This is a genomic window from Massilia norwichensis (genome assembly GCF_024753245.1).
Taxonomy (GTDB): Bacteria; Pseudomonadota; Gammaproteobacteria; order Burkholderiales; family Burkholderiaceae_D; genus Telluria; species Telluria norwichensis.
In genome coordinates this window covers 288,268-303,973 of the sequence record NZ_JANUGX010000001.1, presented here as the reverse complement: position 1 = coordinate 303,973, position 15,706 = coordinate 288,268, and the positions used below count along the sequence as shown (strand labels likewise).

Below are 15,706 nucleotides of genomic sequence, written 5' to 3'. Positions count from 1 at the left end.
TCCTTCCTCAGTTGCCGCGATAGGTCGAAAAACCGTAGGGGCTGAGCAGCAGCGGAATGTGGTAGTGCGGCAGCTTGCCGTCGGCCTTGAAGATCACCGGGATCTCCGGGAAGAAGCTGTCGGCCTTGTGCGCGGCGAACCAGGCGCCGGTCTTGAAGGTGACCTTGTAGGTGCCGGCGCTCCAGGCGCGGCCGTCCGGGTAGAGCGCGGGGATGCGTCCCTGCGCGTCGGTCACGCCCTTGCTCAGGACGGTCCAGTTGCCTTGCTCCTGCTTTTCGAGCACCACCTCCACGCCGGGCGAGGGCAGGCCGTCCTGCAGGTTCAGCACGTGCACGCTGAGCGGATTGGCCGGCGCGGCGTGGGCACAGGCGCCGGCCAGGGCGGTGGCGGCCAGCAGGTAGCGCAGTTGGTTCATTGTGTCGGTCCTCATGATTGTCGATGGCGTCCATGCTAGCGGCTCTTCTGAAGCGCGCGGATGACGCTTCGATTACAGATTTGTAATCGTCACGGCCGCGCGACGCGGTAAGCTATGCGCCATGACGATCCTGATAGTGGAAGACGAAGAGAAGACCGCCGACTACCTGCGCAAGGGACTGCAGGAAGCCGGCTATCCGGTGCAGGTGGCAAGGACCGGGCATGCGGGGCGCCAGCTGATCGAGAAGGAACACTACGAACTGGTGGTGCTCGACGTGATGCTGCCCGGCGTCGACGGCTGGGAGCTGCTGCGCCTGTTGCGCGGGCGTTCCGGTACGCCGGTGATGTTCCTGACGGCGCGCGACGCCATCGAAGACCGGGTCAAGGGCCTGGAACTCGGCGCCGACGACTACCTGGTCAAGCCCTTCTCGTATGCGGAGTTCCTGGCGCGCGTGCGCACCCTGCTGCGGCGCGGCGGCGTGCGCGAGAGCGAGCGCCTGCACGCCGCCGACCTCGAACTCGACCTGCTGCGCCGCCGCGTCACCCGGGCCGGCGAACGCATCGAACTCACCAACAAGGAATTCGCGCTGCTGCATCTGCTGCTCGGGCGCGAAGGGGATGTGCTGTCGCGCACGACCATCGCGTCCCAGGTCTGGCAGATGAACTTCGACAGCGACACCAACGTCGTCGACGTTGCTATCCGCCGCCTGCGCGCCAAGATCGACGACCCGCATCCGGTCAAGCTGATCCACACCGTGCGCGGCGTCGGCTACGTGCTCGAGGCGCGCGCGTGAGCCGCTGGCCGCGCGCGCTCAGCCAGCGCCTGGCCCTGATGTTCGCCCTCGCCAGCGCGGTGCTGCTGGGCGCCATCTGCATCTATTTGTACGGATCGCTGGCGCGCGAAATCGCTTGGCGCGACGACCAGGCCCTGGCGGGACGAATCGAACGCATGCGCGCCCTGATCGACGAGAGCGCCGATCTCGAGACCCTGCGCCGGCGCCCGCGCCTGTACGACAACATGCTCGGCAACCGCGACAGCCTGCTGTGGATCCTCGACGATGCCGGCCGGGTGCGCATCGCGGTCGGCCCGTCCGGCATCGCGGTCCCGCAGCTGCCGCCCGCCGACGGCCGGATCGCGCTGCGCACGATCGAGGGCGCGCCGCCGCTGCGGCTGGCCTGGACCCGCGTCGCCGGCGGCGACGGCCGCCTGACCCTGATCGCCGGCAGGCTGCTGGCCGAGCGCGAACAGATGCTGGCCGCGTATCGCCTGCGTCTTGGCCTGGCGTTGGCGGCCGGCGCCATCCTGGCCTACCTGCTCGGGCTGGCGATCGCGGTGCGCGGCCTGCGCCCGGTGCGCGAGCTGGCGGCGCGGGCGGCGGCGATCGACGTGCGCCATTTGTCGCAGCGGCTCGACGATGCCGGCGGCGTGCGCGAGCTGGAGGCCCTGCGGGCCGCCCTGAACGGCATGCTGGCGCGCCTGGAGGCGGGATTCGCCAGGCTGGCGCGCTTTTCCGAAGACCTGGCCCATGAGATGCGCACGCCGCTGGGCAACCTGATGGGCCAGACCCAGCAGGCGCTGAGCCGGGCACGCACGGCCGAGGACTACCAGAACCTGCTGGTGTCGAACCAGGAAGAGTACGAACGCCTGGCGCGCATGATAGACAGCATGCTGTTCCTGGCGCGCACCGAGCAGGCCGCGGCGGCGCTGGCGCACGTGCCGGTGCCGCTGCGGGAACTCGGCGACCAGCTGTGCGAGTACTTCGAAGGCCTGGCCGAAGAGCGCGGCATGCGCCTGCTGAATACGGCGCGCGGCACGATCGTGGCCGACCGCGAACTGCTGAGAAGGGCGCTGGCCAACCTGCTGGCCAATGCGCTGCGCTACGGCGCGCCGGGCACGCCGATCACCGTGTCGAGCAGCGTGTCCGCGGATGGCATCGAGATCGCCGTCCACAACCTCGGCCCGGCCATCGGTCCCGAGCACCTGCCGCACCTGTTCGAGCGTTTCTATCGCTGCGATCCGGCGCGGCAGGGCGCCGGCGAATCGAGTGGACTGGGCCTGGCCATCGTCCGTTCCATCATGCAGCTGCATGGCGGCAAAGTGCGGGCCGAGAGCGGGGCCGAGGGCACGCGCTTCGTCTTGATGTTTCCGTCAGACACGAAGTTCATGGTAGATTCCTGCTGAGTAAAACACCGATAAGAGAGACCCATGCCCCAGACCCGTTCGCGCGCCCTGCACACCCTGCGGCGCACCGCCATCGCTTCGCTGTTCCTGCCGCTGACCCTGATCGCCGTCATGCCGCAGGCCGTCGCTGCCGACGCCAAACCTGCCGTCAAGGCCGCCGAGCCCGAGGCGAAAGCTGCCGCCGACAAGCCCAACAAAGCCTTCGACACCTGGGCCGATCGCTTTGCCGAAGACTGGGTACGCGCCAACCCGCAGCTGGCCACCTCGACCCAGTATTTCGCGGGCGCGCAGCAGGACGCGCTGGACCGGCAGTTGACGCCGATGACGCGCGAGCAGCGCCGCAAGATGATCGAGCTGGCGAAGAGCGGGGTCGCGCGCCTGGACGCCTTCCTGGCCGGTCCGCTCGGCGAAGAGCAGCGCACCTCGGCCTCGGTGATGCGCTGGAGCCTGGCCAACACGGTCGCCAGCGAACCGTTCGAGGATTACAGCTTCGTGTTCAACCAGTTCAGCGGCGTGCAGGTCGGCCTGGTGAACTTCATGACCAACACCCACCCGCTGCGCCGCGCGTCCGACCTCACCGGCTACATGGCGCGGCTGGAGCAGGTCGGCCCGCGCATCGACGAAGCGCTGGTGCGGGCCAGGGAAGCCGCCGCCAAGGGCTTGATCCCGCCGCGCTTCATCCTCGAGCGCGCCCAGTACCAGGTCGACCTGTTCCTGAAGCCCGAAGCCGGCCAGAACGTGCTGGTGACCACGCTCGACCAGCGCCTGGCCAAGCTGGCCGACGTGCCGGAACCGGTGCGCGCCAAGGCGGTGTCGGGCGCTGCCCGCATCGTCGAGGAGAAGATCCGCCCGGCCTACCAGCGCGTGCAAGCCTTCATGGCCGAGATCCACCCGCGCACCACCGACCGCGCCGGCATCGACCGCCTGCCGGGCGGCCTGGCGGCCTACCAGCAGGCCCTCAAGACCTACACCAGCACCAGCCTGACGGCGGAGCAGATCCACGAGATCGGCCTGCGCGAAGTCGCACGCATCGAGGGCGAGATGGACCGCCACCTGCGTTCCCTCGGCTACACCGAAGGCTCGATCGAGGAGCGCATGAAGAAGCTCGACGCCAGCTTCCAGCCGAAGGTCGCCGCCGGCGAAGACCCGCGTCCGGCGATCCTCGAGAAGTACGTGGCGATGGTGGCCGACGCCGAACGGCGCAGCAAGGCGATCTTCAACCTGACGCCGCGTGCGCCGGTCGAGGTGCGCCGCGAACCGCCGCTGACCGAGCCGTCGGCCGCCGCCCACTACAGCCTGCCGGCGCCGGACGGCAGCCGTCCCGGCATCTTCTGGGTGCCGATGCGCGGCCCGAGCTTCGACATGGTCCGCATGCGCAGCCTGTCCTACCACGAAGCGGTGCCGGGCCACCACTTCCAACTGGCGATCCAGCAGGAGCGCAGCGATCTGCCGAAGTTCCGCGCCCAGCGCATCTTCGGCGGCGGCAGCGCCCACAGCGAAGGCTGGGCCTTGTACGCCGAGCGCCTGGCGGTGGAGCAGGGCTGGTACGAGGGCGATGTGCCGGGCCTGCTGGGGGCACTGGGTTCGGAACTGTTCCGCGCGCGCCGCCTGGTGGTCGATACCGGCCTGCACACCAAGGGCTGGACCCGCCAGCAGGCGATCGACTACGGCATCGGCGCCCAGGAGGTGGAGCGCTACGTGGCCTGGCCGGGCCAGGCCTGCGCCTACATGGTCGGCATGCTGCGCATCCTCGAACTGCGCGACCAGGCCAGGAAGGAACTCGGCGACAAGTTCTCGCTGCCGGCCTTCCACGACGTGGTGCTGAAGAACGGTTCGGTGCCGCTGGACGTGCTGGGCGAGATCGTGCAGCGCTGGGTGGCGCAGCAGAAGAAGGCTTGAAGACAGCGTAACGGATAGGTGATAGCGGTTGCTTTCGCCAGCTTGTTATTTTTAGAGAGACTTGCGGACGAATTGCTGGGGCAGAATGCGCTCGTGCGCTTGTAGAGACGCACGAGATACCGCCAACAACTTTACCTGAAAGAACTAGCCGCCATGAGCAACCCAACAACCCATACTTTGTACGTCTCGCGCGCTACCGATGCCGAGGTTCAACAATTTCTTACCGCGTCCCAGCACGTTCTCTCTGATTGCGACTGGGTTCGCCAAGCGCCATCCACGGCGCCGCAGACCCATAACGTTTATTGCAACTTGCGTGACATGAGTCTCAAGGATGCGCGCGCGGCACTCGAAAAAGTCGCCGCGCAAATGTCACCTACTTCTGAATGGCAACTGATGCCTGATAGGATCTGAACGACAGGAACAGCAGCCGGGCCGCTTCGAAAGAACCGGCCCGGCTGCGTTTACCCAACCACCACTTCGCTCATCTGAATCACCGGCTTCTGGTTAGTGTAATTCGGAATATCCCCCATGATCTCCGCCGTATGCGGCCCGAACCCGGCCTGGAAAGCCTCGACCGAGTCGCAGAACAGATGCCCCATGGCGATATACGGCGCGTTCGCATCGGCGCTGCCTTTGGCGAGCGCCTTGTCGACCGTATAGAACTTGCAGTAATCCCCCATCAAGCGCTTCACCATGGGCATGTGCCGGTCGCGGTAATAGGCGTCGTCGAACTGGGCGTCGGGGCTGTTGGGATACATCACGCTTACCTTGATCATCGTCGTCTCCTTCGGGTGGTGGTTGGCTGAGGAATACGGCGCCATCCTGCGCCGTTTTTTTCACACGGTCAAACCACGTTTCATAATGTGGATTTTTCGGTCGTTGCGGTGCACAAAAAAATCTCGCTGCGCAAAACAGCTTTCCATATTGCGAAATAATAAACGTAAGGCGTTGAAATGAAAGGATAAAAAAATCGTTCTAAGTCTTATATAAGACAGAAGAGAAACACCTGTGCTGGCCCTATGATGAATGCATCCGATTTCGATTCATCTTTAATGGAGTGTCACCATGTCCCAGTACCAGAACGATATCCAGGCCATCACCAGTCTCAAGCAACAGCAGGGCGAGGGCTGGCATGCGATCAACCCCGAGTCCGCGGCCCGCATGCGTGCCCAGAACCGCTTCCAGACCGGCCTCGACATCGCCCGCTATACGGCCGGCATCATGCGCCGCGACATGGCCGCCTACGATGCCGATCCTTCGCAATACACCCAATCGCTGGGTTGCTGGCACGGCTTCATCGGCCAGCAGAAGATGATCTCCATCAAGAAGCACTTCAATAGCACCGAGCGCCGCTACCTCTACCTGTCGGGCTGGATGATCGCCGCGCTGCGCTCGGAGTTCGGCCCGCTGCCGGACCAGTCGATGCACGAGAAAACCGCGGTGCCGGCACTGATCAAGGAGCTGTACACCTTCCTGCGCCAGGCCGATGCGCGCGAACTCGGCGGCCTGTTCCGCCAGCTCGACGCCGCCGACGCAGTTGATACCTCGGCGCGCGCCGCCATCCAGGACAAGATCGACAACTTCGTCACCCACGTGGTGCCGATCATCGCCGACATCGATGCCGGTTTCGGCAATGCCGAGGCGACCTACCTGCTGGCCAAGCAGATGATCGAAGCCGGCGCCTGCTGCATCCAGATCGAAAACCAGGTCTCGGACGAGAAGCAGTGCGGCCACCAGGACGGCAAGGTCACCGTGCCGCACGAAGACTTCCTGGCCAAGATCCGCGCCGTGCGTTACGCCTTCCTCGAGCTGGGCGTGGACGAGGGCCTGATCGTGGCGCGTACCGACTCGCTGGGCGCCGGCCTGACCAAGCAGATCGCCTACACCGCCGAGCCGGGCGACCTGGGCGACCAGTACAACAGCTTCCTCGACGTCGAAGAAGTCTCGCTGGACGCGATGGGCAACGGCGACGTGGTCATCAAGCGCGACGGCAAGCTGCTGCGTCCGAAGCGCCTGCCGAGCAACCTGTTCCAGTTCCGCGAAGGCACCGGCGAGGCGCGCTGCGTCCTCGACTGCATCACCTCGCTGCAGAACGGCGCCGACCTGCTGTGGATCGAGACCGAAAAACCGCACATCGCCCAGATCGGCGGCATGGTGAAGGAAATCCGCAAGGTGATCCCGAACGCGAAGCTGGTCTACAACAACAGCCCTTCGTTCAACTGGACCCTGAACTTCCGCCAGCAGGTGTTCGACAGCATGAAGGCCGAGGGTGCCGACATGTCGCGCTACGAGCGTTCGCAGCTGATGAGCGCCGAATACGACGATTCGGAACTGGCGCGCATCGCCGACGAGCGCATCCGCACCTTCCAGGCCGACGCCTCGCGCGAAGCCGGCATCTTCCATCACCTGATCACGCTGCCGACCTACCACACCGCCGCGCTGTCGACCGACAACCTGGCCAAGGAATACTTCGGCGAGCAGGGCATGCTGGGCTATGTGGCCGGCGTGCAGCGCAAGGAAATCCGCCAGGGCATCGCCTGCGTCAAGCACCAGAACATGTCCGGCTCGGACCTGGGCGACGACCACAAGGAATACTTCAGCGGCGAAGCGGCGCTGAAGGCATCCGGCAAGCTCAATACCATGAACCAGTTCTGAGAAAGCGCAGTGCGGCAGGCTCGCCAAGGCGGGCCTGTCCACGCTGCATGAATCACGGAGGCCACATGAATCACATGCAAATCGGACGGGTGGGCATCGTCGGCGCCAATGCCACGAGCAGCGCCATCGCCCTGGGTCTGGCCGAGGCCGGGATCCCGGTCACGCTGTTCGACGCCGAGCGCGCATCACTCGACAAGGTACTGGCGGAGGTACGCTCGGGTGGACGCGAGCGCTGCATGGCGCTGCTGGCGGCGACGGTCAACTTCCACCATCTGAAGGACTGCGACCTGCTCATCGATACCGGGGAAGGCGACCGGGCCGGCAAGGAGGCGGTGTTCCGGCGGCTCGACCAGGTGGCGCGCCTGGGCGCGATACTGGCGACCTGCAGGCCGGAGCTCGGTCTCGATGCCATCGCCGGGTGCACCAGGCGTTCCGGCGAGGTGATCGGCCTGCTTGTCGGCCAGTCGGCGCCGACGGTGTGGGGCGTGGTGCCAACCAGGCACACGTCCGCCGACACGCTGGGCGCGCTGAATGCGCTCTTGCAGCACCTGCAGGACGCCGTGCGTCCGGCGCTCGCTGCCTAGGAAGTCCAGCGGCGCATGACCTGCGTCGCTGGATGACGACGTTCAATCAGGGCAATCACGCCCTTGGCGGCCGTCAGCACGATCAGGATGCCGACGGTGTCGCCGACGATCATCACCGCGAGCGCGGTCCAGTCCACGGTCCCGCTCAGTACCCACACGAGCGCGTGGTGAAACACCGGGCTCATGACCCCGCACAGCGCCCCGGTGAACAGCAGGCGGCGCGGGGTCAATCCCTTGAGGCGCGGCCGCAGGTCGAACCAGTGCCTGGCGAACAGCGAGGCCAGATAGGGCGCCAGCGCACCGGCGACGGCGCCGCTCCAGGCGCGGAAGTCGCTGCCGAACGAGAAATGGTGGAAATTCAGGTAGAGGCCGGCCAGCAGCAGGCCTTCGAAGCCGGCCAGTCCGAACAGCAGCGTCGACAGCAGGCGGATGCCGGCCGGGATGAAGACCCAGTTGACGCCTGCGCTTTGCTCCAGGCGGATGAAGGCCAGTTCGTTCAGCCAGTTGAGAAACAAAAAACTGACCAGCGTGATCCCGACATGGGCGAGATGCCTTGCTGCCGCCTTCATTGCCGGGTCAGGCCATCGGGCTGCACTGCTCGGTCCCGGCCGCCAGCGCTTTCAGGCGGGCCGGATCGAGCAGGGTGACCTCGCGTTTATCGATGCTCAGCAGACCCATCTTCTTGAAGCGCGACAGCAGGCGGCTGATGCTTTCGATCGTCAGACCCAGGTAATTGCCGATGTCTTCGCGCGACATGCGCAGGGCGAACTGGGTCGGCGAATAGCCGCGCGCGGCATAGCGCGCCGACTTGTTCACCAAAAAGACCGCGAAGCGCTGCTCGGCCCGCATATTGCCCAGCAAGAGCATGGCGTTCTGCTCGCGCGTGATCTCGGTGCTCATCATGCGGTGGAAGTGGCGCAGCAGGGTGGGCACCTGACCGAACAATTCTTCCAGGTTGGCGAAGGGGATCTCGCAGACTTCGCTGTCTTCCAGCGCCACCGCGTCGCACTGGTGGCGTTCGGTGCTGATCGCGTCCATGCCCAGCAACTCGCCGGCCATCTGGAAACCGGTGATCTGCGTTTCGCCGGCGGCGTTCACCTGGTAAGTCTTGAAGTGGCCGAAGCGCACCGCGTACAGGTTGCGGAAGGGATCGCCCTTGCGGTACAGCGGCTCGTCGCGCGCGACGCGGCGGCGCCGGCCGATGATCTTGTCGAGGCGGTCGATGTCGGCGTCTTCCAGGCCCATCGGCAGGCAGAGCTGGTGCATGCTGCAAGCCGAGCAGCTCGCCTTGAGCGCCTGGACGTTCAGCGGCTTGCCCTCGTTCGGGAAGGAGATAGTCTGGCTCATCGATTCTTGCGTCGGATTGCTGTCAATACTCGCGATTATACGGCCCGTGTTCAAGACTGGGCATACCCTGCGGCATTTTAACGCAGGCCAGACTTGCCTCCCAGGCAATCGTGCGCAGGCTGGCGCGTGCTAGATTCTGCACACGACAATTTGAGGAGCTCACAATGTTCGGTTTGGCGGCATTGGACCTGGCGCGCCTGCAATTCGCCTTCACGATGTCGTTCCACATCCTGTTCCCGGCGATCACCATTGGCCTGGCCAGCTACCTGGCCGTGCTGGAACTGTGCTGGCTGAAGACCAAGCGCCAGGTCTTCGTCGACCTGTACCACTTCTGGCTGAAGATCTTCGCCGTCTGCTTCGGCATGGGCGTGGTGTCCGGCATCGTCATGGCCTACCAGTTCGGCACCAACTGGAGCTATTTTTCCGAGTACGCCGGGGCCATCACCGGGCCGCTGCTGGCCTACGAGGTGCTGACCGCCTTCTTCCTGGAGGCCGGTTTTCTCGGCGTGATGCTGTTCGGCTGGACGCGGGTCGGGCCCGGGCTGCACTTCCTGGCCACCTGCATGGTGGCGCTGGGCACGCTGATCTCGACTTCCTGGATCCTCGGCGCCAACAGCTGGATGCAGACCCCGCAGGGCTATGCCATCGTCGAGGGGCGCATGGTGCCGGTCGACTGGCTCAAGATCGTCTTCAATCCCTCCTTTCCGTACCGGTTGACGCACATGGCGATCGCCGCCTTCCTGTCGACCGCGCTGTTCGTCGGCGGTTCGGCTGCCTGGCACCTGCTCAAGGGACGCGGCAATGAAGCCGTGCGCACCATGCTGTCGATGGCGATGTGGCTGGTGCTGATCGTCGCGCCGATCCAGGCGCTGGTGGGCGACATGCACGGTCTGAACACCTTGAAACACCAGCCGGCCAAGATCGCGGCGCTGGAGGGCCACTGGGAGAACGAAGGCGACAAACCGCTGCCGCTGCTCTTGTTCGGCATCCCGTCGATGCAGGACGAGGAAACCAGGCTGGCGGTCGGCATCCCGCGCGTCGGCAGCTGGATCCTGACCCACACCTGGGGCGGGCAGATCAAGGGTTTGAAGGAATTCCCGAAGAACGAGCGGCCGAATTCCCTGATCCTGTTCTGGAGCTTCCGCACGATGGTCGGCCTGGGCCTGTTAATGATCGCGCTGGGCGCCTGGAGCCTGTGGCTGCGCCACAAAAAACGCTTGTTCGAGGACCGCCGCTTCCTGACCATGGCCAAGTGGATGGGGCCGGCCGGCTTGCTGGCGGTGCTGGCCGGCTGGATCACCACCGAGGTCGGGCGCCAGCCCTGGATCGTCTATGGCGTGCTGCGCACCGCGGACGGCGCCTCGAAGATTTCGGCGGCGCCGCTGGCCCTGAGCCTGGCCCTGTTCGTGGTCGCCTACCTGTTCGTGTTCGGGGTCGGCATCGCCTACGTGCTGCGGCTGGTGCGCAAGGGGCCGCAGGCCTTCGACACCACGCGCATCCCGCAGGGCGGGCCGGGCAGGGGACGCACGCCGGCGCGGCCGCTGTCGGTGCCGGAAGCCGATGCCTCGGTCAACGAAGACAACATCACCTGAGCGACCACAGCGATCATGGATTTCGACATCACCGCGGTCTGGGCTGCGATCATTTTCTTCTCCGTCTTCATGTACGTGGTACTGGACGGCTTCGACCTCGGCATCGGCATGCTGTATCCCTTCGTGAAGGGCAAGCGCGAGCGCGATACGATGATGAATTCGGTGGCGCCGATCTGGGACGGCAACGAAACCTGGCTGGTGCTGGGCGGGGAAGGGCTGCTGGCCGCCTTCCCGGTGGCCTATGCGGTGATCCTGCCGGGACTCTACCTGCCGCTGATCTTCATGCTGGTGGGGCTGGTCTTCCGTGGTGTGGCCTTCGAATTCCGCTTCAAGGCCAACGACCGCGAGCGGCCGATCTGGGACCTGGCCTTCATTCTCGGCTCGACGGTGGGGGCCTTTTTCCAGGGCGTGTCGCTGGGCGCCTTCCTGTCCGGGATTCCGGTATCGGGCCGCAGCTATGCCGGCGGACCGCTCGACTGGTTTGCGCCTTTCCCGCTGGCGGCCGGCTGCGGCGTGATGATCGCCTACGCGCTGCTGGGCGCGACCTGGCTGGTCATGAAGTCCGAGGGCGAACTCCACCAGCGCATGGTGAAGCTGGCGCGGCCCTTCACCTGGCTGCTGCTGGGCGCCATCGCCGTGGTCAGCGTGTGGACCCCGCTGTCCCAGCACCGGGTGGCCGAACGCTGGTTCAGCTTCCCGAACCTGCTGCTGCTCTCGCCGGTGCCGCTGCTGGTGGCCGGCGCCAGCTTCTGGCTGCTGCGGGCGCTCAAGAAGGATCCCTTCCGCCAGCCTTTCGCCGCCGCGCTGGCGCTGGTGCTGCTGGGCTTTACGGGCATGGCGATCAGCATCTGGCCGCACATCGTCCCTCCCTACATCACGATCTGGGAAGCGGCCGCGCCGCCCGCCACCCAGCGTTTCGCACTGGTCGGCACGCTGATCGTGCTGCCGCTGATCCTGGCCTATACCGGCTGGTCGTATTACGTGTTCCGCGGCAAGGTCGGCGATACCGGGGGCTACCACTGATGGCCCCGCTCTGGCTGCGCCGCCTCGGCTGGATGCTGGCCCTGTGGGTGGGCGGCGTGGCGGCGCTGGGCGCGGTCGCCTGGCTGCTGCGGGTACTCATGCATGCGGCCGGCATGCGCTAGGGACGTCAACCGTGCGCGTCTATTCGCTCCCCCGGGACTATACTTTCGGTGAAGATTTGCTAACGGGAGAAGCGCTCAGTGCAACAGGATTCCGCGTCGTTTCAAACCATCGCCTTGCCCCTGTCCGATGAGGACCAGGCCCGGGCCGATTTTTACGCACTGATTGCACGCCTGATGCTGGCCGCGCCGAACGCCGGCCTGCTCGCGGCCCTGGGCAGCGCCGAGCCGATCCGCGCCGACGGTCTCGCCGAAGCCGGACGCGCGCTCGAAGAAGCCTGGCTGAAGCTGACCCAGGCCGCCAGCGTGATGGACGCCGGCGCCGTCGCCGACGAATTCGCGGACCTCTTCATCAGCACCGGCAACCCGCTCATCAATCCCAACGGCTCCTTCTACCTGACGGGCCACCTGAACGACGTGCCGCTGGCCGAACTGCGCCAGGACCTGTCGCGGCTGCGCATTGCGCGCGCCCGCGGCGTCGGCGAGTTCGAAGACCACCTCGGCGCGCTGTGCGAGACCATGCGCGTGCTGATCGCCGGCGCGCCCGGCATCGCGCGCCAGCCGCTGGACGAGCAGAAGCGCATCTTCAGCACCCACATCCAGCCCTGGTACGCGACCTGCCTGGCTGACATCGCCGGCGCCGAACCGGCCAATTTCTACCGGGTCGTCGCTGCCTTCGCCGGCGCCTTCCTGGGGGTCGAAGCCCTCGCGTTCGCGATGTGGCAGCCGGCCGATACCGATACACCCATCGCCGCATGAGGAACACCATGGCCAACGACGTGAAACTTCCCGAACCCGCGCCCGATCCCGCCCGCCGCAGCCTGTTGAAGGCCGCGCCGCTGGGCGCCCTGGCGGTGGTGGCGGCGCGCGCCAGCGCAGCCGAGACGGCCCCAGCGCCCGCGCCGGCGCCCGAACCAGCGCCCAAGCCCAAGGGCTACCACGAGACCGAACACATCCGCCGTTACTACCAGACGGCCGCATACTGGTAATTCAAAGGAAGAGCAGCCATGACCCTGGTGAAGACTTCGCGCGACAGCGGGCTGAAACGACGCAAATTCCTGGTCGGTGCCGGCGTCACGGCCGGTGCGGCCGCCGTTGCGCGCCACCTGCCGCTGAACGTCATCGAGCCGGCCGCGGCCGCCGATCCGGCCGCCACGGAAGCGCCGAAAACCGAGATCAAGCACACCGTCTGCAGCCACTGCTCGGTCGGCTGCTCGGTGGAGGCGGTGGTGAGCAACGGCGTCTGGGTACGCCAGGAAGCGGCCTTCGATTCGCCGATCAACATGGGCGCGCACTGCGCGAAGGGCGCCTCGGTGCGCGAGCACGGCTTCGGCGAGCACCGCCTGCGCTATCCGATGAAGCTGGTCAACGGCAAGTACGAGCGCATCTCCTGGGACCAGGCCATCAACGAGATCGGCGACAAGCTGATCGAGCTCAGGCAGAAGTCCGGTCCGGATGCGCTGATGGTCATCGGCTCTTCGAAACACAACAACGAGCAGGCCTACCTGCTGCGCAAGTTCGTCTCGTTCTGGGGCAGCAATAACTGCGACCACCAGGCGCGCATCTGCCACTCGACCACGGTCGCCGGCGTGGCCCAGACTTTCGGCTACGGCGCGATGACGAACTCCTTCAACGACCTGCACTACAGCAAGGCCGTGATGTTCATCGGCTCGAACCCGGCCGAGGCGCACCCGATCTCGATGCTGCACTTCCTGCACGCGAAGGAGCTGGGCGCCAAGATGATCGTGGTGGACCCGCGCTTCACGCGCACGGCGCGCTTCGCCCACCACTACGTGCGCGTGCGTCCCGGCACCGATATCCCGCTGGTGTGGGGCATCCTCTGGCACATCTTCGAGAACGGCTGGGAAGACAAGGAATACATCGCCGCCCGTACCTACGGCATGGACGACGTGCGCAAGGAAGTCGCGAAGTGGACGCCCGATAAGGTGACCGACGTGACCGGCGTGCCGGAAGCCAGCGTGCGCATGGCGGCCGAGATGCTGGCCAAGAACCGGCCGTCGTCGGTGGTCTGGTGCATGGGCATCACCCAGCACCACGTCGGCACCGCCAACGTGCGCGCGCTGTCGATCCTGCAGCTGGCGCTGGGGAACATCGGCAAGACCGGCGGCGGCGCCAACATCTACCGCGGCCACGACAACGTGCAGGGCGCCACCGACGTCGGTCCGAACGGCGATTCGCTGCCGGGCTATTACGGCATCGCCGAAGGCGCCTGGAAGCACTTCGCCAACGTCTGGGGTGTCGATTACGACTGGATCAAGTCGCGCTTCGGATCCAAGGAGCTGATGGAAAAGCCGGGTATCACGGTCTCGCGCTGGTACGACGCGGTGCTGGAGGATAACCAGTACGTCGACCAGCCGAGCAACCTGCGCGCGGTGTTCTACTGGGGCCACGCGCCGAACAGCCAGACCCGCCTGCCGGACATGAAGAAGGCGATGCAGAAGCTCGACATGCTGGTCGTGATCGACCCGTACCCGAGCATGACGGCATCGATGCACGGCCGCGAGAACGGCGTCTACCTGCTGCCGGCGGCCTCGCAGTTCGAGTGCCAGGGTTCGGTCACGGCGTCGAACCGCTCGATCCAGTGGCGCGAGCGCGTGATCCAGCCGCTGTTCGAGTGCAAGACCGACCACGAGATCATGTACCTGTTCGCCAAGAAGCTGGGCTTCGCCGAGCAATTGGTCAAGAACATCAAGGTGGTCAACAACGAGCCGGTGATCGAGGACATCCTGCGCGAGATTAACCGCTCCTGCTGGACCATCGGCTACACCGGCTGCTCGCCGGAGCGCCTCAAGCTGCACATGCAGAACAAGCACACCTTCAACCCGACCACGATGCGCGCCGACGATGGGCCGTGCAAGGGCGACTACTACGGTCTGCCGTGGCCGTGCTGGGGCACGCCGGAAATGAAGCATCCGGGCACGCCCATCCTGTACGACCTCAGCAAATCGGTGGCCGAGGGCGGCCTGCCGTTCCGCGCCAACTGGGGCGTCGAGCACAACGGCGAGAGCCTGCTGGCCGCCGACGGCTCGACGAACAAGGACAGCGAACTGGACGTCGGCTATCCCGAGTTCGACCATGTGTTCCTGAAAAAGCTGGGCTGGTGGGGCGACCTGACGCCGGAAGAGCAGATTGCCGCCGAAGGCAAGAACTGGAAGACCGACCTCTCGGGCGGCATCATCCGCGTGGTGATCGCCCACGGCTGCGCACCCTGGGGCAATGCGCGGGCGCGCGCCAACGTCTGGAACTTCCCGGACCCGATCCCGACCCACCGCGAACCGCTGGTCTCGCCGCGCCGCGACCTGGTCGCGAAATACCCGACCTACGACGACAAGGCCGCCTTCTGGCGCCTGCCGACGCTGTACAAGTCGGTGCAGCAGGTCGACTTCTCGAAGGACTACCCGCTGATCATGACCTCCGGCCGCCTGGTCGAGTACGAGGGCGGCGGCGAGGAAACCCGTTCCAACCCCTGGCTGGCCGAGCTGCAGCAGAACATGTTCTGCGAGGTCAATCCGAACGATGCCGCCCAGATCGGCGTCAAGCTGGGCGACTTCATGTGGGTCGAAACCCCGACCGGCGCGCGCCTGAAGCTGATGGCGATGGTCACCCAGCGCGTGCCGCAGGGCCTGGTGTGGATGCCGTTCCACTTCGGCGGCTGGTGGATGGGCGAGGACCTCGAAAAACATTACCCGGAAGGCGGCGCCCCGACCGTGCGCGGCGAGGCCGTCAACACCGGCTGGACCTACGGTTACGACGCCGTGACCATGATGCAGGAAACCAAAGTATCGATGTGCCGCCTGGTGCGCGCTTGAAAAAAATAGGTCGCCCCCGCGCAGGCGGGGGCCCAAGGTTTGGGGGAACTATGTCAGCACG

Annotated in this window: 16 protein-coding genes; 12 read left to right on the top strand and 4 right to left on the bottom strand. The window is 65.8% G+C overall.

Features of this window, described 5'->3' with window-relative positions; translation table 11 throughout:
* Window positions 1–7 precede the first annotated feature (7 nt).
* Window positions 8–415 carry a hydroxyisourate hydrolase gene (gene uraH, locus NX782_RS01315; RefSeq protein ID WP_258843676.1) on the bottom strand — a complete coding sequence of 136 codons (408 nt, stop codon included), beginning with the start codon at window positions 413–415 and terminating at the stop codon, window positions 8–10.
* A 121-nt stretch (window positions 416–536) separates the two neighbouring features.
* Here uraH and NX782_RS01310 point away from each other — a divergent pair, with 121 nt between their 5' ends.
* From NX782_RS01310 to NX782_RS01295, 4 genes are all read left to right on the top strand, one after another.
* Window positions 537–1,208: a heavy metal response regulator transcription factor gene (locus NX782_RS01310; RefSeq protein WP_258843675.1), complete on the top strand. Its 672-nt coding sequence runs from the start codon at window positions 537–539 to the stop codon at window positions 1,206–1,208.
* The gene (locus NX782_RS01305) at window positions 1,205–2,596 is read left to right on the top strand and encodes a heavy metal sensor histidine kinase (protein WP_258843674.1); all 1,392 of its coding nucleotides are present in this window, start codon (window positions 1,205–1,207) and stop codon (window positions 2,594–2,596) included. Before NX782_RS01310 ends, NX782_RS01305 begins: the two co-directional genes overlap by 4 nt.
* Before the next feature lie 24 nt (window positions 2,597–2,620).
* Window positions 2,621–4,495 carry a DUF885 domain-containing protein gene (locus tag NX782_RS01300; protein WP_258843673.1) on the top strand — a complete coding sequence of 625 codons (1,875 nt, stop codon included), beginning with the start codon at window positions 2,621–2,623 and terminating at the stop codon, window positions 4,493–4,495.
* A 153-nt stretch (window positions 4,496–4,648) separates the two neighbouring features.
* Window positions 4,649–4,906 carry a hypothetical protein gene (locus NX782_RS01295; RefSeq protein ID WP_258843672.1) on the top strand — a complete coding sequence of 86 codons (258 nt, stop codon included), beginning with the start codon at window positions 4,649–4,651 and terminating at the stop codon, window positions 4,904–4,906.
* Between the two features lie 50 nt (window positions 4,907–4,956).
* Here the strand turns inward: NX782_RS01295 and NX782_RS01290 are convergent, their stop codons facing one another.
* A complete protein-coding gene (locus NX782_RS01290; protein ID WP_258843671.1) occupies window positions 4,957–5,271 on the bottom strand; it encodes an EthD family reductase in 315 nt (104 codons plus the stop codon).
* A 289-nt stretch (window positions 5,272–5,560) separates the two neighbouring features.
* On the opposite strand from NX782_RS01290, the gene NX782_RS01285 reads away from it, so the two are divergent.
* The gene (locus tag NX782_RS01285) at window positions 5,561–7,150 is read left to right on the top strand and encodes an isocitrate lyase (protein ID WP_258843670.1); all 1,590 of its coding nucleotides are present in this window, start codon (window positions 5,561–5,563) and stop codon (window positions 7,148–7,150) included.
* Window positions 7,151–7,215: 65 nt separating this feature from the next.
* The gene (locus tag NX782_RS01280) at window positions 7,216–7,734 is read left to right on the top strand and encodes a 3-hydroxyacyl-CoA dehydrogenase NAD-binding domain-containing protein (RefSeq protein ID WP_258843669.1); all 519 of its coding nucleotides are present in this window, start codon (window positions 7,216–7,218) and stop codon (window positions 7,732–7,734) included.
* Here NX782_RS01280 and NX782_RS01275 read toward each other — a convergent pair.
* Together NX782_RS01275 and fnr are read right to left on the bottom strand one after the other, a co-directional pair.
* Window positions 7,731–8,303: a hypothetical protein gene (locus tag NX782_RS01275; protein ID WP_258843668.1), complete on the bottom strand. Its 573-nt coding sequence runs from the start codon at window positions 8,301–8,303 to the stop codon at window positions 7,731–7,733. The two genes, NX782_RS01280 and NX782_RS01275, sit on opposite strands and share 4 nt — an antisense overlap.
* 7 nt (window positions 8,304–8,310) lie before the next feature.
* On the bottom strand, window positions 8,311–9,081 hold the full coding sequence (gene fnr, locus NX782_RS01270; protein ID WP_258843667.1) for a fumarate/nitrate reduction transcriptional regulator Fnr: 771 nt from the start codon (window positions 9,079–9,081) through the stop codon (window positions 8,311–8,313).
* Window positions 9,082–9,245: 164 nt separating this feature from the next.
* Here fnr and NX782_RS01265 point away from each other — a divergent pair, with 164 nt between their 5' ends.
* From NX782_RS01265 to NX782_RS01240, 6 genes are all read left to right on the top strand, one after another.
* A complete protein-coding gene (locus NX782_RS01265; RefSeq protein ID WP_258843666.1) occupies window positions 9,246–10,673 on the top strand; it encodes a cytochrome ubiquinol oxidase subunit I in 1,428 nt (475 codons plus the stop codon).
* Window positions 10,674–10,688: 15 nt separating this feature from the next.
* Window positions 10,689–11,696: a cytochrome d ubiquinol oxidase subunit II gene (gene cydB / locus NX782_RS01260; RefSeq protein WP_258843665.1), complete on the top strand. Its 1,008-nt coding sequence runs from the start codon at window positions 10,689–10,691 to the stop codon at window positions 11,694–11,696.
* Window positions 11,696–11,818: a DUF2474 domain-containing protein gene (locus tag NX782_RS01255; protein WP_258843663.1), complete on the top strand. Its 123-nt coding sequence runs from the start codon at window positions 11,696–11,698 to the stop codon at window positions 11,816–11,818. The genes cydB and NX782_RS01255 overlap by 1 nt, the downstream gene beginning before the upstream one ends.
* Before the next feature lie 78 nt (window positions 11,819–11,896).
* Entirely contained in the window at window positions 11,897–12,574 is a 678-nt protein-coding gene (locus NX782_RS01250) for a TorD/DmsD family molecular chaperone (RefSeq protein WP_258843662.1), read from the top strand.
* Between the two features lie 8 nt (window positions 12,575–12,582).
* The gene (locus NX782_RS01245; protein WP_258843661.1) at window positions 12,583–12,804 is read left to right on the top strand and encodes a formate dehydrogenase; all 222 of its coding nucleotides are present in this window, start codon (window positions 12,583–12,585) and stop codon (window positions 12,802–12,804) included.
* A gap of 18 nt (window positions 12,805–12,822) precedes the next feature.
* A complete protein-coding gene (locus NX782_RS01240; protein WP_258843660.1) occupies window positions 12,823–15,645 on the top strand; it encodes a formate dehydrogenase subunit alpha in 2,823 nt (940 codons plus the stop codon).
* Window positions 15,646–15,706: the final 61 nt, after the last annotated feature.